Here is a 17,778-nt window from a genome sequence, read left to right as displayed (position 1 = left end):
TCCAGCGGGTCTACCGCTAGCCCGCCAGCCTTCCTCAGTCTGACAGAAACAGGATGCCAGTGACAGCAGTGTCATCACGCTCCAGCAGCACAAAGATGTCATCAAGACCATCATTGTTCAGATCCTGCATGGCAACATCACTTCTAGGAGTTGCCATCGGCAGGGGCAGGGCGGCATCAGGCTGCCGGTCGCTGACAGCGCGCACGTCGCTGTTGATTTCGACATCAAACTCATCAATCACCCGGCGGATATCGATCTCGTAGTTGTCTACCTGACGGCGGTAATTCAATGAGGCGAGGAAGCGATCTTCATCTGGAGCGGGCTCAGTAACGACTGCGCGATAGAAGAGTTGAAGCTGGCCGTCGATAAGTGCCAACAGATCCCTGACGCCGGCCTCAGCAGAACTGCCCTGCAGTGTTTCTGCGCTGACGATTGCCCGCGAACTGGGGATGACTGCTTCCGATGAGCGAGCCCGCTCACGGACCTCATTAACAGACCCTATCATCCGGACAACAGAGGGGAAACGCAAAGCCACCGTAATACGTCGGGATGGGCGGCGGGCAAAGTTATCGCCCTCATTGGGGTATATGTAGGCTTCGAGGTTAATGGTTCCGGAGATGGCCAGCCACAGGAAAACATCTCCGAGTGACACCTGGTCGACCCGCCATAACCACAGGTCAGGGCGATCATCTTCGTTTTCATCGTGCATGAATACGGACAGCACATTACCGCTCGAGCGCAGAATCTGATCAGCTTGAGAAAGGTCCACTCCCTGGCGACTTCCCAGATGCAGTGCTACACGTCCACCTTCACGCAGAATCAGATCATCAATCCCGTCGCCATTCATGTCCTGGAGTATTTCTTCATGAGTCAGTGCCAGTACACCGGTCAGATTGGCAAAATCCAGTTGATCGATATCAAACTCGCCAAGCCGCTCCCGAATGGCCACGCGGTCGATACTGATGTCGGGTTCCTGGGGGAAATAAGCACTGGCCTGTGGCGCGGCCAGAAAAACATCCAGCCGTTCGCTGGTGTCAGAAATCAGATCTGGCTGATCATCACCGTTCACGTCCCGCAGGCTCATCAGAGGAATGCTTAGTGCCTGGCCCACATCACGATCCAGTGTTGAGTCTGATTGCAACACGGAACGCAGCCGGATGTCAGAGCTGACCAGAAGCGGGGGTTGAAAGCTGCCGTCGGTCGACCGAATGTACAGGCCGAGCTCGCCAGCAGCCGGAATAATCAGATCTTCACTGCCATCGTTATTAATGTCGCGCGCAAACGTCAGCCTGTGCATGCCTGGGGGTAGAAATCCACTGACGCCATCGAGCACGGTTTCGGCGTCCGTGAACTGACGGTCCTGAAGCTGCCAGCGCATCACGCGGTTGCCATCTATCAGGGCAATCAATGAAAACTTGCCGCTGACATCCCAGCCGACCGACTGACCCGGCATTTCGAGGCTGGCCTGAGGCTCACTGAAGTCGAAGCGAGTCTGTTCAACGCCTGCAGACTGAAAATACAGGTGAACACTGTTTTCTGCGATTGCCAGAATGTCTCTCAGGCCATCGTTGTCCGCGTCCACCAGGATCAGGCTGCTGGTGTCACCAGTCAGCGAGAAATCCATGCGCTGATAACCATCAATAGTGTCAGCGTACAGTGAACTGCCTGCCCAGAGCAAAGCGGCTGCGCCAAGGCTCAGACCGCAGACAGATTGTCTGGAAATTTTCAGTTCAAATATATTCATGGCGCTGACACCAGCATGGTGATGGTATTGGAGTGATACAACAGTATATCTGGTACCGAATCCTCATTCAGGTCGCGCAGCTCAAAGTCGAGAATGGTGCGTGAAGGCACATACTGCCAGAATGGCTGCGGTTCAAAGTTCAGCCGGCCATCAATACGTCTGGCGGTCAGTACACCGGCATCTGTCAGATAGAGTGCGTCCAGGCGGCCATCGCCATCCAGATCACTTTGCAGGTGGATGGGGCTCGTCAGACCACGAATGGTCTGTGCAGAGAAGCTGTCATCCTGCCGGAAGTCGGGACGGCTGTTAAAGACCTGTGCCCCTGTCGCGCTGCCATAGAGAAGTTGACTACGCACGATGCTGGCATTGCGGATCGCATTGACGACCGGAATTGTGTAGTAGGTGATGCTGAGTTGTCGCTGACCATCCCCAGCCACATCAAGCGTTTCCAGCCGCAGATCATAACCACTGAAGCGCATGACCTGATCAGGCTGCCGCAGATCAAAGCGCCCGCCCTGGTTGCGATACAGGTGCACGTCCCAGTCTTCGCCACTTTCCAGAACACGCGCCAGGTCTACCAGCTCGTCTCCATTCAGGTGCAATAAATGAAAATCGCCTTCCATCTCGACCGGCCCCTGCCATACCGGTGTCGTGTTACCGTTAGCGAGCTCGTCTCTCGAAAGGATATTGACCTGTCCATAAAGGTCATTGCCAATGTTCAGGAAGACGACGTCAGCCGACCCTTCGGATCGCATATCAGCCAGCACTGCGGATGGCATCCACTGTTCAGTCTCCAGTAGCGTGTCTGCGGCACTATCATTAAGGTCCATGACAAAGCCTTCGAAATCTGAAGCACTGCGCGGAATGACCCTGACCACCAGGCCATCCTGCTCGTTAAATGTGACCTCTGTCGAAAATCGACCCGCTGGAGGTGGCAGCAATGACCGGTCCAGTTCGAGGTTCTCGGTCGTGAACTGCTGTCGTAGTGTGAATGACTCCTGGCCCTGGCCTTCGAAATAGCCGTAACCGTCTGTTCCGGGCAACAACAGGTCAACATAGCCATTGCCGGTCAGATCAGTGGGTGCCTGCAGAAAATAGGTGGTGCGCCGCTGAGGCACGGCTGTGAGCAGGGGCCAGTCAAACAGGTGGCGAATATTGCCGGCATAGGTGGCCTGCGCCGTGCTGAGGCTGAACACAGAAGTGCCGGTAAACAATAGCAATTCATCACCCGGTTCTTCGCGTACGTCAGCGAAGGCCACCGCGACTATTTCAGGGCGAATATCAACGGTGCGCGTGGGTCGAGCCGGGAAACGGTGGTCGGCCTGCTGTTGATGAATCAGCAATTGCCGTCCGATACCTGGCGTCCATTGCGGTATGACGAGGTCGAACAAACCGTCGCCGTCCACATCGGCCAGCTGGATGTCATTAGGCCACTCGGCTGACGGCGTTTCTGAGGCAATGTAGTTGGTTTGTGCCCAGGACTGAGATCCCGTCAACAATAGCGCAATAAATATCAGGGGCGGGCGCAGCGTTCCCATCATTCCTCCACCAGTTCTCCAAATCCGCTGGCCGCGCGGAAAATGCCAAGCACGCTGTATTCGCGTTCCGGGCCGGTTCGCTGGTACTGAAACAGCGAAAACAGAATCAGGTCGCCCACTCGAAGGCGGGTCTGGTCGGGACTCAGCGATGACTCGTAACTGAACAGCGGCCAGATGCTTAGTTCGCTCAGGCGCGTGCCAGGATGCCAGAGCCGCAGATCTTCATTCATCAGTTCACCGCGGCGCAGGAATTGCAGGTTTACACGATCGCCTGCCTGATAGTTGCTGCTGATCATCGTGACCAGCCCCTGTGCAGACCCTATGCTTAGTTCGTCTACGGCCACAACCACGTCGTCTTCCAGCAGGCCTGCCATCAGCAGGGGGCTTTGATCAAATATGCGGACTATCCTTGCGCCCGTGAGCGGCTCTCCACTTCGGCCAGATAAATGTTCTGTTGTGAATCCGGCCCGTAGCAAAACCGGGTCTGTACGATACAGTTCCACTGGTGGCAATGTCTCATTGCGGATGGGCTGGACCGCAACCGTGGCCTGAAAAACAGTGGTATTGCGGCGGACTTCGAACTCGAATCTTCGATTGTCAGTGGTCTCAAGCACCAACAAGTCCAGAATGTCTGGCTGGTTGCTCGGTAGCCCGTCGATACTGAGGATGACATCGCCAGCCCGGATACCCGCCCGGTCTGCCGGACCGCCGTTGCTGACGCTGCGCACCCTGATGCCCGGCAGAACACTGATATTGGTCAGTGAGTCACTTTCGTTGACCGTCGCGGTCAGACCGAAATCTACTTCGGGCTCGCTGGCGCCACCATCGCCCGCAAGCACAATCTGTTCAGGCGACTGGGAAATAGTGGGCACCAATTCGCGGGGTTCGGTGCTGACGCAGGCGCTTAAAAGCAGTAGCGACATCCAGCCTGACAGAAAAGCTGATTTGCCTTGGTTGAATCTCATACCGGTTTCCTGTTGATTGCGTACCAGGCCAGTAGCAGCAGGAATATCGCCTGTGGCCAGGGTACCCATTGATTCATCTGCAAGGTAGTTGGATTAATCATTACATCAGAGAAGCCGCGAACCAGGCGGCTGACGTCACGCAGGTAAGAGCTGTCCAGCAGCGATACCAGGTAGCTGGCGTAGATATAGTCAGAGGCTGCACCAATGATCCCTTTAAGAATATCCAGAGCCAGGGTGATGCCCAGCGCTGCAACCAGCGCCTGAGTGCTGTTGCCCGCCAGCACGGACACCAGCAGTCCCATGGCAATAGCAGCTGGCAGCGGGATGATAGCGAGAAGGAGACCAAGGCGCAGCTCCGAGAGAATTTCAGCCGTGCCAATCAGTTCGTAGCCATCTTCCACTACCGGACCAAAGTCCCAGATCAGCCACGCACAAAGTGTGCAACTGAGCAAAAGCGCCAGAATGGAGGCAATGCCGAGCAGATGGGCGTGCGTCAGTTTGACCATCAGCATGGTGCGACGGCTGGCATGGCGGATCAGTAAGTGACGGAGTACGCCGCTATCTTTGTCATTGGCAAGGCTCCAGGCTGCATAACCTGTCAGTAGCAGCCCGATCAGTGTCAAGCCGGTTGCGTAGGCATCCACCAGAGTACCCCAGGCATCGGCGCCTTCTACCTGACCGACGCTCATCCCACCAAACATTGTTTCGCTGGCTTCGCGGCTTGCCGCCAGCATGCTGGTCAATACCAGCTGCGCGCAGGCAATCAGCGCAGGCAACACAACTACCAGGCGTGAAGCATGGCTGCGTAGACCGACATAGATTTCCGCCCTTAGCGCTACCCAGAACGAGCTGATCATGACGCCTCCTGAAGCGAGGTGTCACTGGGAGCATTAACGATGTCCTGAAAAACCTGATGCAGGCCGCGACGTATCGGTTGTAACTCTGATACTGAGATGCCGGCCATTACCAGTCGTCTGTTAATCTCGGCGGCATCAATACCAACGGTCTGAACGTTAAGCAGGTTCTGTTCATGCGATGAAACCTGGATGGCAGGGTCTGTCTGCAGTAGTTCGATTGCAGCCCCAGCGCTGTCGCAGACAATGCGTAAATGTGTGTCTGTGCTGTCTGTCAGGTTCTGCAGTGTTTCGGTGAGGGCAATACGGCCGTTATGCAGGATCGAAATGTGCGTACAGATACTTTCCAGGTAGGCCAGCTGGTGGCTGGATAACAGGAAACTGGCCCCGGTCCGGCTGTTCAGGTCCTTGATCAAATTCAATACATCGTCAACACCGCCCGCGTCCAGACCATTAAACGGTTCGTCCATAATAATAAATCGCGGCTGGCCAAGCAGGGCATGGGCGATAGACACCCGACGGCGATTGCCCAGTGACAGCTGACGGATCCGGTAATGGCTGTAACGCCCCAGGCCAAGCATGTCTTCGACCTCTGCCGGGCTGTGAACGGGCTGCGGGCACAGCATTCTGGCGTGTGTCAGTACCTGCCTGACGGTCAGCCCGCTGTGTATACCCGGCGTGTCGAATATGCCAACGACTGCCCCCTGACATCGCCAGATGTCGGCCGGTTGCCTGCCGAGAATCTGTATGTTTCCAGACTGAAATGACTGCATGCCCAGGACACATTCCATTGTTGTGGTTTTGCCTGATCCATTGAGTCCAACCAGACCGTGGATAGCGCCGGGTGTCACTGTCAGATCTATGCCCTTGAGAACTTCGACGGCAGCGAAACGTTTGCGCAGGCTCGTCACTGACAGGATTGCATCCGTTGCCTTCATGCCGGTTGCTCCGAAACCTGTTTTATTCCACAAAAACGTCGTCGACACTCAGCGTCTGCACGGTCCCCAGACGCGAAAGCGCTTCAAGGTCGATCCGATCAGTATCGCCTACAATCGAAATGAATTTGGGACGCCCTGCGACATGATTTTGCTGGAACTGAAGCATGTCTTCGAAGCCAGCGCTCTGCAATTGTGCGAACTGCTCGGGGCGCGGATCGCTGTTGTAGCCGAGTCTCTGCCACGCACGAACCATTCCCGGGACCTGCCGGGCGCTGGTGGTCGCCGTGCGATAGTCGTTTATCTGGGAACCGTATGCATCGGCGAAGCGCTCGAATGACTGGGGCATGTTGTCGATCAGGTCCACAAACGCATCAAGCGCATCAATGGCTTTGTCGTTCTGGGTGCCAATGACACCAAGCATCAGGTTTTCTGCGTCCTGGTGTCCGCCCTGAGCGTACCGGGCAGCTGCCGAGTATGCCAGAGCCCGGGCTTCGCGTAACTCCTGGAACACGACACTCGACATTCCAGAGCCGAAGTAGTTGTTGTACAGAGATGAGGGAACTGTCAGTGTCGGGTCATAGGTCGTGTCCGGGAACTCGATACGGATCTGGGCCTGGGCAGTGTCGCGATCAATGACGTAGATCTGATTGTCCTGAATCTCGCGCGCAAACATAAGCTTCTCGGCCGGCGGCGCCATCAGTTCGCTGCCAATCTGGTGGTGCCCGGAGACAATCTCTGAGACTGTCTGCAATGGCATTGAACCCGTGTAGGAAATACTGTGTTCGTACTTCAGCAGTTGCGGAATCAAAGCCAGCAGGGTTGGCGCGTCGACGCTGCGAATCTGTTCGCTGGTCAGTGACTGCAGCATAGGCGACTCGTCTCCATAACGGTTATAGAGATAAAGTGCCTGACTGATGACCGCGGGGTTCTCTTTCTGGTCAGCACGCGCCTGCAACACGGTGCGTTTCAGATCTTCGAGTGTCTGTGCGTCGCTCTGCGGATCGCTGATCAGCGAGAGCATAAGTGTCAGCGACTCTTCGAACTGTGGGTCCATGCCAGCAATCGAGATCTGGGTTTCGTTACTGCCAACGCTGAAGCTGAAATCGCTGCCCAGCCGATACCACTGCTTTTGCAATTCTTCCGCCGGGTAGTCGACAGTGCCAGACTTGTCCAGCAGCGCAGAGGCCATACTGAGCAGCTCATTCTGCTCGGTGCCAACCTCAATGTTGATCGAGAAAGTGAACAGGTCGTTTAGTTCATTGTGTGCATAATAAATGGGCACATTGGGCGCGAATTCAGCGACCTGATAGTCTACGCCGGCTTCCAGAAATCGTGGTTCGATTTCATCATAGGGCATGGCCAGAATGTTGGCTGCATACTCGGACTGGCGGGAGGGGTCGATATTGACCGGGTCGATTTGTGGTTTCTCTACCTCAGGAATATCCGCCGGGCCATCCAGGCGGTGCACGGCCACATAATTCTGGTCACTGAAGTAGCGATTGGCTACATCAATTACATCCTGCTTGGTGACGCGTTCCAGTCTGCGGATTTCGCCGATATGTGTGTTCCAGTCAGCATGAGACAGGAAGGCTTCACGCATTTCAGTGACGCGGGCGACATTGGATTCCAGCGATCGTTTTTCCATGCGTTTAAAGTCATTGACGATGGCGGGCAGAATCCAGTCTTCGAATTCACCCTGTTTGATCATCTCGATCTGCTCCAGCAGCAGTTGCTCTACCTCTTCCAGCGTCTGGCCCTCGCGAGGCACGCCCCACAGAGTCTGGGCGCCATAGTCATTATGAAATTCCGGCGAGCTGCCGGCCGCCTGGACGCGCTGGCGCTGATTAAGATTCAGGTTGATCAGACCGGCAGTGCGATTGTCGAGAATCATGTCGACAAGCATCAGGGCTTCTTTGTCAGGGTGGCCATTCGGGACCGTGCGAAACGCCATGGTGACCTGTTCCTGGCCCGGGTAATAAACGGTAGCGCGCTCAACCTCGGTAATGGGTTCTTCCTGCCAGCTCTGGGCTGGAGGCAAAGGCTTGGACTCCCACTTTGAAAAGTGTTGTGCAACTGTGTTGATGGTCTGCTCAATATCAATATCGCCACTGATAAAGATGGCCATATTATTGGGAACATAATAAGTGTCGAAGTAATCCTGGATGTAGACCAGCGACGGATTCTTCAGATGCTCGGCATCACCAATGGTGCTTTGCTGACCGTAGGGGTGGTTCTTGTAAAGCAGGTCCGCCAGGGCGTAGTAAGAAATGCGGTCGCGGTTATCCAGTGTGCGGTTCTTTTCTTCGTAAACAACTTCGAGCTCCGTGTGGAAAAGACGGAACACGGGGTTGATGAAACGGTCCGATTCAATGGTCGCCCACTGTTCCAGGCGGTTGGCAGGCAGACCTACTTTGTAAACTGTCTCTTCGTGCCAGGTGTGCGCATTCAGGCCACTGGCCCCCATAATGCTGTAAAGCTTGTCAAATTCATTGGGGATGGCGTATTCGGCAGCCTGCTGTGATGCCTGGTTGATCTGGCTGTAAATGGCAGCGCGTTCGACCGGGTCAGCGGTATTGAAGTGTATCTCGTAAAGCTCGCGAATCTCGTCGAGATAAGGCTTTTCAGCCTCATAATCGAGAGTGCCCAGCTGCTGATTACCTTTAAACAGAAGGTGTTCCAGATAGTGAGCCAGGCCGGTTGCATCCGCAGGGTCATGCTTGCTGCCGGCTCGAACCGCTATTTCGGCGTAAAATCGCGGCTCTTCAGTATTTCGGCTGAGGTAAACGCGCAATCCATTGTTCAATTCGTAAATATGGGCATTCAGCGGGTCAGTTGCATTCGGTGGATAGATGCGGGTGTACTGGGCTGTTGCCGGCTCGCTCTGGGCGGCGCCAGTGTCAGCCGGCGTCGTGGATTGCTCGGGACTGCAGGCGGTTGCCAAAAGGGCCAGTACAAATGTCACTGCCATTGCGCTGTGACCCAGGATGCCACGATTGGAGCCTGTGCCTTGAGCTGTACCGTACATCTTCATGTTGTTCTCCGCGTTCTACTTTACACTGTTAACACCATCTGAATGTCTTGTGTTCTGTCTTCGACTGCGCGCCGTCAGCTTGCTCTTCAATGTAGCGGAATTTCTGGATAAAGCTACTGTTACCAGTAGCTTTCATAGCTCAACTGGCCGCGTTTAGTGGGCGTATTGACCGCAAATCCTCTTCCTTCAAGTACGCTGGCTGCATCTTTAACCATACCGGGGTTGCCACACAACATGACGTGGCTGTTGTCAGGGTCAAGAACCAGGCCAATGTGCCGTTCCAGTTCACCACTGCGCAGGCTGTCAGGAATGTGACCGGGCAACGCGCCCAAAACCTTCTCGCGGCTGATAAATGGAACCAGTGCAAAGCGTCCCGGATACTTGGCTTTCAGGCGGTCAAACAGGGCCTGGTACTGGAAATCAGCCTGCACGCGAGCGGCATAGACAAGAATCACTGTTTTGAAGCGAGTCCATATCTCGTCGGTCTGCAACATTGAGACAAATGGCGCCACTCCTGTGCCGGTCGCCATAAGGCACAGTGTTGCGGTATCCGCGACGTTGGATAGTGTCAGAGAACCGGCGGGTTGACGATCGACCCAGACAGTGTCTCCAGGCTGCAGCTGCGACAATCGTCGCGACAGGTCACCTTCGAGCTGTGTATAAAAGAAAAACTCCAGTGGTTGTTCACCCGGGGCACTCAGGATGGAATAGGGCTGGCCGTGTCGCTCGCCATCAATCTCCAGTGCCAGGTTGGTGTACTGGCCTGCCACAAATGGTTCGATATCAGCGTTGATGGTGAGTGAAAACAAGTTATTGGTCCAGTGTGTGACGTTTGCCACTGTGCCGGGAACCCAGTCAGTCATTACGGTGAGCCTGCAAGAGTTGATATGTCGAGTGATACGATGAAGATCGAACATTGTCTCATAGTTGGAAATATATTGGCACTTGACTGCAGAATTCTATAGTCTGTTGCGATCGACGTGATGCTTGCGCCGGCGCGCTGGGGGCCGCGGTATCAGTGGCACACAGACAGTGATCCGGACAGACTCAGCCCAGACAGAGCAGGCGCAGTCCCAAATAACAAGAGGTGAATAACTTGACTGGCACAACATCAAAACTGCAATTCTGGTTCGACATCCCCCTCTGGAAACGCATCATTCTGGCCTTGGTCCTGGGTGTGGTGGTTGGTGCCATCTGGGGCGAGGGTGCTCAATCCATCCGCTGGATAGGCGATGTGTTCATTCGCCTGATTCAGATGGTTGTTGTGCCGCTGGTATTCATCACCATTGTCGCGGGCATCGTGTCGATGGGAGACCCGCAAAAGCTCGGGTCGCTCGGGGTCAAGACCCTGGCGGTATACATGTTGACCACACTGTTTGCCATCTCGATTGGTCTGGTATTGGCCGCCATTGTTCAGCCAGGGGTTGGTGTTGATCTTTCTGGTGCAGAGCCCGGGGCCCTGCAGGACCCGATTCCGTTGGGGGAGCGACTGATGACCATCATCCCCAGCAACCCGATTGCGGCGCTGGCCGAGGGTAATATCCTGGCGGTGATCTTTTTCGCCCTGCTGTTTGGTATTGGTATCCTGACGGTTGGTAAACCCGCTGAGACGCTGGCGCATGTGATGGATGCCGGCTCTGCTGTGATGTTGAAACTGACGCACTGGGTCATGGAAGTAGCGCCTTTTGGTGTATTTGCATTGATTGCGTGGGTGGCGGGAACACAGGGGGTTGCGGCACTGCTTCAGGTTGTAGGGCTTGCACTGACAGTGACAGTAGCCTGCGTCCTGCAACTGGTGGTTGTGCATGGCGGCCTGATGAAATTTGTGCTGAAGCTGAATCCGCTGGATTTCTTCCGCGGTGCAAAAAACGCAATGCTGGTTGCCTTTTCGACCTCGTCCAGCTCGGCAACGCTGCCGGTGACCATGTCGGTCGCTGAAACCAATCTGGGCATCAGACCCGTGGTGGCATCTACTACATTGCCAATCGGCGCTACCATCAATATGGACGGTTCAGCGCTGTATGTTGGCATCGTGTCGGTATTTGCCGCACAGGCGTTTGGCGTCAGCCTGGATCTCATGGACTACATGCTGATTGCTGCCACGACCACCCTGGTCTCAATTGGCACGGCCGCAGTGCCAGGTGCCTCCATATTCCTGATGGCGGCCGTGATGGAGACCATCGGGCTGTCACCTGCGCAGATCGCCCTTGTAGTAGGTTTTGTATTGCCCTTTGACAGGCCGCTGGACATGATGCGCACAGCGGTTAACGTGACTGGCGATTTGTCAGTGGCGACGGCAGTTGCGCGCTGGTCAAATGAATTCGATGAGGACATCTTCACGCGCAAGAATCCGGTCTCGCCCGAGAAGATAAAGAAATAGCAGGGCAGGTCTGGACTGTGCTGCTCAGAATGACCAGCTAAGCGTAAGCCCGGCTCTGACATCCTCATCCAGGAAGGCCAGCTCGTTATCTTCCTCGGCATGGGTCAGGATCAGCTGGGCGCGCAGCTCCCAGTCGTCATTAAGGCGATAATCGGCAGCAAGGTTGAGCAGTCCGGCATCGCCGTCAAGCTGGCTCTGCAGGGTAGCTGACAGCGTCAGCTCTTCATTCATTAAGCGATTGCTGTAGCGGACCAGCAGGTCACTGCGGGCCGAATGGCGTGAATCTGTCACCGACTGTCCTGCGCTCGTATCAACTTGATTCAGTTGCTCGATCCTGAGTCCGGCACTTATCTGCTGGGTGGCACTGATGCCATACTCCAGCCCGGTTGAGACGCCCCACAAATCACCAGTGGACAATGCTGGTTGTCCGTCAGCTTCTGCAACGCTTGCCAGAACGCCTTGTGAGTAGGCGACATCAAGCGTCAGCAACAGCATGCCGATCGCCCGGTTGGCGCTGAGTCCCAGCAGATTGTAATCATTGATGTGAACCTGGGCCCGGCCATCGCCGCCAGTGGGCGGTGTATACTGCAAAGGGTTTTCATACAACCGGGCAGCCATGATGGCAACATCACTGCCGGTGAATGATCGGTTCCAGCGGGTGCCCGCTTCGAACAGTGGTTTGTCTCGATGGTAGTGGCCCAATCGAAAAGGTGCTCCTGGAAACAGTGGGCTGTCCTGTACGGGTACCGGATTGAATTCAGGGTAGAGATTGACAAAGCTGGACCAGTTGCCGGCTTGGGAGAAGTGATCCCAGATTCCCAGCCATTGATTGAGCCGGGCGTCTTCAATATCAATGATAGTAAGGTCGCGATACTCGGTGGTATTGATCACATCCAACACCGAATTACCGATAGTCTCACCCCAGACGATAGTCTGCCTGCCAAAAGAGAAACTGTTGCGCTCACCACTACGCTGCACAAAGAGTTCGTTCAGGCGCCACTCCCAGTCGTCGCGGGTCGGGTTGTTGTACTCATAGTCCCCCGGCAGATAGGCGCGAAGCTGCGCGCTGCCCTGCAGTAACCAGCCGGCACGAAACGGATTCTGGTATCGGATATTCAGTGCTGTGCGGTTGTTCTCCAGTCCTCGCGCACGAGTGTCAGTGGTTCCGTCAGGCAGTTGGCGTTGATGGCGGTTGATATGCGCAACGACCTGATGGCTGAGACGGAAGCGAAAATTATCATTGGCATCATCTACAGAGCTGAACAGGTCGTCGTCCTGAAACGCACTGTCGTCAAACACCAGTTCCCCGTCAAACTGTGCAAAAGCAGCTGAGGGCAGATACAGGCAGATAGCCATCGCTGAGCATAACAACTTGCCGGGCATTGTCAGTCTACTTGCTCACGCAGACGGCTCAGTTCAGCTTCGCGGAATGCCACGTCGGTCAGGGTACGTGGGGTAAGAAACTGCTCGGGGATATCGAGCCCGGTGTTGATTTCCAGGATCGCCATATTGGACAGGCGATTGGCCACCAGGTTCATCATGGTTAGAGAACGCGCCACCCAGGTACCGTTTATCTGTTCGACACGCGATGCCATCAGTCGCTTGATTTCCCGTCCCTGGTCGTCATACATGTCGGCACGCAGCACCACAAAGCGTTCTTTGTCGACGTACTGAACAGTGCGGGCATAACGTGTCTTGCGGGCTCGCTCGGCATTGGGAATGGTTTCAATCTTCCAGACATCGCGCCCGGATTCGCTTGTCTCCTCGAGGATCGAAATCTCGTAGTCTTCCAGTTTGCCGGTATCCTGATCCTCAGTAGTAAATTCCGAACCGAAGATGGAGGCGGCCTCGGAATCATCGTCGGAATTGCCACTGGCAATACGTTTTACCTGACCAAGCGCTGAGAGATACAGCCAGGTCTCATTGTCCTGCTCAGGGTCGTCATAGGTGTAACTGAGCATACCCACGCCACGCTCGGCAGGTGGCTCCAGCACGATAGATATGGTCTGCGTGTCACGGTCGTTGGATCCAGTGTTGATGCCGACTGATTCAATGGCCTTGATACGGGGGCGTTCCGCGCAGGTAATCTGGTTGTTCTGGAGCCCAAAACGACAGCTGGAAAGCTGGATCCGATTGAATGCGGCATCGGTTGTGGCGCGCTGGTTCTCCTCAACACGTTCCAGTATCTCTCGCCCCGTCAGTTGTGCCTGGGCGCTGCTCATGGTCACCAGTAATATGGAGAAGACGGCGAACCAGTATCCCCTGTGAATCTGCCGTGTACCAATCATGCCGTGCTTTCCTCCGCGGGTCTCAATGGAGAATTGAATCCGGCGATGTCGCCCTTCAGGCCGAACCGGGGTTTAAATATCATCAATAGTGCCGGCAACAGCAGCAGGTCGCATAACAATGCCACCAGGATGGCCAGCGAACCAAACATGCCGATCTTTGCCATGCCAAGGTATTCCGAGAATGACAGAATGGCAAAGCCCAGACCCAGCACCATGGTGGTGAACAGGACCGCACGGCCAACATCATGCACCGTACTCGCCAGTGCTGCCGACATGTCGCGCGTCTTGATAAGTTCGACGCGGTAATGTGTCATGAAGTGGATGGTATCGTCTACCGCAATACCAATGATGACAGGCGCGATCAGGAGAGTGTCGGTATCTAGCGGTATGTCCAGCAGCCCCATCAGGCCGAAGGTCAGCAGTGCAGGGATCAGGTTGGGAATGATGGCAATCAGTCCTGCCTGAACCGAGCCCAGTGTGACAATCATGATGACGCTGATGACAGCCAGCGCAAATAGAAAGCTGCTGTACTGGGACTGCGCAATCTCATCCATGGCCCGCATCATCAGGGGCACAGAGCCAGTGACTGTGACCTGCAGTTCCGGATACTCATCCATCAAGGGCGCAAATACCCGATCGATGTCAGCACTCAGTTCCTCGAAAAACACCTGGTACTGGTAGGAACCCGCATTATAGGCGTTCAGGGTAATGTGGCTACGGCTGTAGTCGTCGGAAACCAGGCTGCGACGCTCTTCCGGATTGGAGCTGTTAAACAGGTACAGCAACTGGGAAATGGTGGTCGCGGAATCCGGGATGGTATGGAAGCCAGGATCATCCTGGTTCATTACCTGATGAGTGTCTTTAACGATATTGGCCAGTGAGTAGGTCCTGGAAATCTGATCCTCGTACTCGGTTTCGACCTGACTCTGAAGCGTGTCGACTGCACCCAGTACTGCCGGTTCCAGCATGCCATCGCTGATCCCGGTATCAATCATGATGGAGATGGTCTGAGCGCCAGCCATGTGCTCGTCAACTATGTTGTAGGCGATGCGTGGTTCTGAGTCGGCACGGGTCAATTCGGCGACATTGCTGTCAATCTGGACCTGACTGGTGCCGTACATGGATGCCAGAAATACCACCAGAAACGCCGACAAAACGGTCCATGGGCGACGACGCACAATGATCGGGCAGGTGGCTAACAGCTTGTCCTGCCAGCGAATGGCACAGTAGGTCAGCAGCACGATCAGCAGGATATAGAAGGCCATGGCGGGGCTGGCCAGTAGGGCCAGTACCAGCGTGGCGACCGTCAGTATGCCAATTTGCAGGGGCGCTGGCAGATGCTGCCACCGTGCCGACAGTTTTGCGCCGAGGCTGGTTGTTGCCTGGTCCTGTTGAGGCTGCCCCGGGTGCCAGAGGCTCAGCAGAATGGGCAGCAGGACAATCGTAAAGAAAAACGCCATGAAGACACCAAGCGCAGACATTGCGCCAAACACCCGGATGGGCACCAGGTCGGAAGTCGTCAGTGCCAGGACGCCTGCCATTGTGGTTAGGGTGGTGACCAGAATCGCCAGTCCGGTTTTCCCATAGGCGCGTGACAAGGCTGCCTCGTGATCCTGCCCCGACTGCCGGTTGGTGAAGTAGGCACTCATGACGTGGACGCAGTCAGCGATGCCAACCGCGAAAACCAGCAGTACAGTTAGTGTCAGCATGGTCGACAGGGTGATGTTGAACCAGACTGTGAACCCCCAGGTCCAGACTAGGCTAAGAGCGATAGTAATCAGCGACCAGGCCACTGCACTGAATGACCGGAAAAGCGATCGCAACAGGAAAATGAATATGCCAATCATGCCTGCTGCCAGCCACAACATCTGCTGAAGGACCTGGTTGACCCAGGCCATCAACGGTGGATTGCCGGCCGGATAGAAATCCAGCTGCGAATCAAACTCCGCGTAAACTTCCCGTACTGCGGAGAAAAATTGGTCATAAGCCAGCATGTCGACGGTTTGAAACGGAATTTCATCAACGCTGGCATTCTCGTCAAATTCCAGCTCGAAGCTGTCGGCTCCGGCATCAAAATCACTGAAGACGTCGCCGAGCTCCACGTCTGCGGCGTTTACTGCCGGCACGTAGTCTTCGGTTGGTTCGGAGCCCAATGTGGTCTGAATCAACAACGCTCCAAAGCGTGCGTCAGCCGAGTAGAAAGCCAGACGGTAGTCTTCTTCCTGCAACGCGTTCTCGCGAATCGCAGCCAGCGCCTCCGGGTCCTGTGGTATCTGATCGGGGACCAGCCGGTCCGACCGCAGAGTATCGCCTTCCACGCTTTGCACGCGTAAGGTGGTAATAGACTGGATACGACGGATACGGCCGAGTTCATTGAGATCACTGGAATAGTTGTCAGCGTCCAACGATTGCCAGTTGCGCAGTTTCTCGGTCAGCGCCTGTACGGCGCGCAGCGATTCGTATGAGAAGACATCGCCATCGCGCGCTTCGTATACCAGGAAAACTGAATCATCACTGCCAAATTGCGTGCGAAACGAGTTGAGGGCCGATATTGCCGGATCGCTCTGATCCAGAAAACTGTCCACGCTCATATCGATGCTGGTTCGCGTCGCCATGCTGTAGGCGGCGAACCCCGTAGTCAGCAGCAGGATCACAAGAATGGCCGCACGATAGCGAACGGCGATTAGAGGTGCATTGGCAAAACTACGGCTGAGCACCAGAAGCTTACTTTCCATATTGGAAGCCCCAGTACGCGCTGCTACCGCAAAAAACAGACACGATTCAGTTTAATTTCAGATTCAGCAGCGGAACACACCGAATGTTTGGCGACCTTCCTCGATGGTCGATTCAGGTGTCACCCGGTTACCTCCCATGGCGCCTGCCTCATTGCGTGCCAATACGGTTAACTCTTCCTGGAGTGTATTGGCGCCGCGCTGAACGAAAGCAATATTGTCGGCTGCGTTGACATTGGCGGTACCCAATCGATTGCAATTGCGCACTTCTGATGCTGGCACGACGCTGACACTCTGACCGGCCGCACTGAGTTGGACCCAGTTGCTGCTGCAGGCTGTCATAGCAGCAATAATTGTGACAATTGTCATATGACGAGTGGTTCTGAGGGACATAAAAAGACTCCGCTGGCAAAGGCTGTATTATGACGGGAATTGATGCCTTATCAACTGCTACCCATCGCGAAAGCTGTGCGACAGATCACGTTCTGGCATGCTGCTTATGATACTATCGCGATCAACCAGAAAGAGGGAGAGTTTTAATAATGTCAACTGATCAACAGCAACAGAATCTGACCGGCAAGCAAGTTGTGGTCATCGGTGGAACCTCGGGAATCGGCCTGGCTACGGTGATTGCCGCTGCCGCGCAGGGCGCGAATGTGTGGGCCTGTGGTCGCTCAGCTGAGCACCTGGACAAAGCCAGAGCCGTCGTTGGAGATCGCGTCGAACTGGTACAACTGGATACCCACGACGATGACGGGCTGCGGGCGCTGTTTGAAAAAGTAGGGCAGATAGACCATCTGGTATCAGCTGCCACTGGCGGTACCCGAACGCTTAAACCCTTTGTCGAACAGACTGAAGAGCAGTTTCAGGCTGCATTCGGCAAACTCTGGGGTTATGCAAAAGTCGCCCGTATTGGTGCGTCGTATGTCGCCAAAGATGGCTCCATTACATTTGTCAGTGGTGCGCCTGCGCGACGCTTCAAGCCCAATATGTCGGCGCTGAGTTGTGTCGGCGGTGCGGTAGAGAACATGGTTCGCTGTCTTGCCGTTGAGCTCAGCCCGGTGCGCGTCAATGTTGTCTCGCCTGGCATCATTGATACTGCGCTGTTTGACTGGATGGGTAACGAGAAAAACGAGCGTGTTGCCGCGATGACTCAGGGGCAGCTGGTCAAACGCATTGGTCGACCGGAAGAAGTTGCCAGCGCGCTTGTATACCTGATGAACAATCCATATGCCACCGGCACGACGGTTGATGTCGACGGCGGGCAGTTGTTGAGTTAATTGATATGAGTGATAGCTCCCATAAGTC

The 17,778-nt window shown here is 55.2% G+C and carries 13 protein-coding genes; 2 read left to right on the top strand and 11 right to left on the bottom strand.

Annotation, left to right across the window (positions count from 1 at the left end; all coding sequences use genetic code 11):
- Nucleotides 1-34: 34 nt before the first annotated feature.
- The 7 genes from QGM61_RS00350 to QGM61_RS00320 form a co-directional block, all read right to left on the bottom strand.
- A complete protein-coding gene (locus tag QGM61_RS00350) occupies nt 35-1,744 on the bottom strand; it encodes an FG-GAP repeat domain-containing protein (protein WP_281131469.1) in 1,710 nt (569 codons plus the stop codon).
- Nucleotides 1,741-3,285, bottom strand: a complete 1,545-nt coding sequence (locus QGM61_RS00345) for an FG-GAP repeat domain-containing protein (protein WP_281131468.1) — start codon at nt 3,283-3,285, stop codon at nt 1,741-1,743. Before QGM61_RS00345 ends, QGM61_RS00350 begins: the two co-directional genes overlap by 4 nt.
- Nucleotides 3,282-4,247 (bottom strand): PDZ domain-containing protein, encoded by a 966-nt coding sequence (locus QGM61_RS00340; RefSeq protein WP_281131467.1) that lies wholly within the window; start codon nt 4,245-4,247, stop codon nt 3,282-3,284. The genes QGM61_RS00345 and QGM61_RS00340 overlap by 4 nt, the downstream gene beginning before the upstream one ends.
- Entirely contained in the window at nt 4,244-5,104 is an 861-nt protein-coding gene (locus QGM61_RS00335; RefSeq protein WP_281131466.1) for an ABC transporter permease subunit, read from the bottom strand. The genes QGM61_RS00340 and QGM61_RS00335 overlap by 4 nt, the downstream gene beginning before the upstream one ends.
- Complete coding sequence (locus QGM61_RS00330) at nt 5,101-6,039, bottom strand: ABC transporter ATP-binding protein (protein ID WP_281131465.1); 939 nt, start codon at nt 6,037-6,039, stop codon at nt 5,101-5,103. The genes QGM61_RS00335 and QGM61_RS00330 overlap by 4 nt, the downstream gene beginning before the upstream one ends.
- 22 nt (nt 6,040-6,061) lie before the next feature.
- On the bottom strand, nt 6,062-9,070 hold the full coding sequence (locus tag QGM61_RS00325) for a M16 family metallopeptidase (RefSeq protein WP_281131464.1): 3,009 nt from the start codon (nt 9,068-9,070) through the stop codon (nt 6,062-6,064).
- Between the two features lie 119 nt (nt 9,071-9,189).
- Nucleotides 9,190-9,933 (bottom strand): ferredoxin--NADP reductase, encoded by a 744-nt coding sequence (locus QGM61_RS00320; protein ID WP_237133453.1) that lies wholly within the window; start codon nt 9,931-9,933, stop codon nt 9,190-9,192.
- A gap of 233 nt (nt 9,934-10,166) precedes the next feature.
- Between QGM61_RS00320 and QGM61_RS00315 the strand changes: the two genes are divergently transcribed.
- Nucleotides 10,167-11,450, top strand: a complete 1,284-nt coding sequence (locus QGM61_RS00315; protein WP_237133454.1) for a dicarboxylate/amino acid:cation symporter — start codon at nt 10,167-10,169, stop codon at nt 11,448-11,450.
- Between the two features lie 24 nt (nt 11,451-11,474).
- Here QGM61_RS00315 and QGM61_RS00310 read toward each other — a convergent pair whose 3' ends face one another.
- The 4 genes from QGM61_RS00310 to QGM61_RS00295 form a co-directional block, all read right to left on the bottom strand.
- Complete coding sequence (locus QGM61_RS00310) at nt 11,475-12,833, bottom strand: hypothetical protein (RefSeq protein ID WP_237133455.1); 1,359 nt, start codon at nt 12,831-12,833, stop codon at nt 11,475-11,477.
- A gap of 2 nt (nt 12,834-12,835) precedes the next feature.
- Complete coding sequence (locus tag QGM61_RS00305; protein WP_281131463.1) at nt 12,836-13,738, bottom strand: outer membrane lipoprotein-sorting protein; 903 nt, start codon at nt 13,736-13,738, stop codon at nt 12,836-12,838.
- Entirely contained in the window at nt 13,735-16,473 is a 2,739-nt protein-coding gene (locus QGM61_RS00300; protein ID WP_281131462.1) for an efflux RND transporter permease subunit, read from the bottom strand. The genes QGM61_RS00305 and QGM61_RS00300 overlap by 4 nt, the downstream gene beginning before the upstream one ends.
- A gap of 63 nt (nt 16,474-16,536) precedes the next feature.
- Nucleotides 16,537-16,863 carry a DUF4156 domain-containing protein gene (locus QGM61_RS00295; protein ID WP_281131461.1) on the bottom strand — a complete coding sequence of 109 codons (327 nt, stop codon included), beginning with the start codon at nt 16,861-16,863 and terminating at the stop codon, nt 16,537-16,539.
- Nucleotides 16,864-17,012: 149 nt separating this feature from the next.
- Here QGM61_RS00295 and QGM61_RS00290 point away from each other — a divergent pair, with 149 nt between their 5' ends.
- Complete coding sequence (locus QGM61_RS00290) at nt 17,013-17,750, top strand: SDR family oxidoreductase (protein WP_281131460.1); 738 nt, start codon at nt 17,013-17,015, stop codon at nt 17,748-17,750.
- Nucleotides 17,751-17,778 lie beyond the last annotated feature (28 nt).

It is taken from the genome of Pseudohongiella sp. SYSU M77423 (assembly GCF_029911965.1).
Taxonomy (GTDB): Bacteria; Pseudomonadota; Gammaproteobacteria; order Pseudomonadales; family Pseudohongiellaceae; genus Pseudohongiella.
This window is presented reverse-complemented; position numbering and strand designations above follow the sequence as displayed.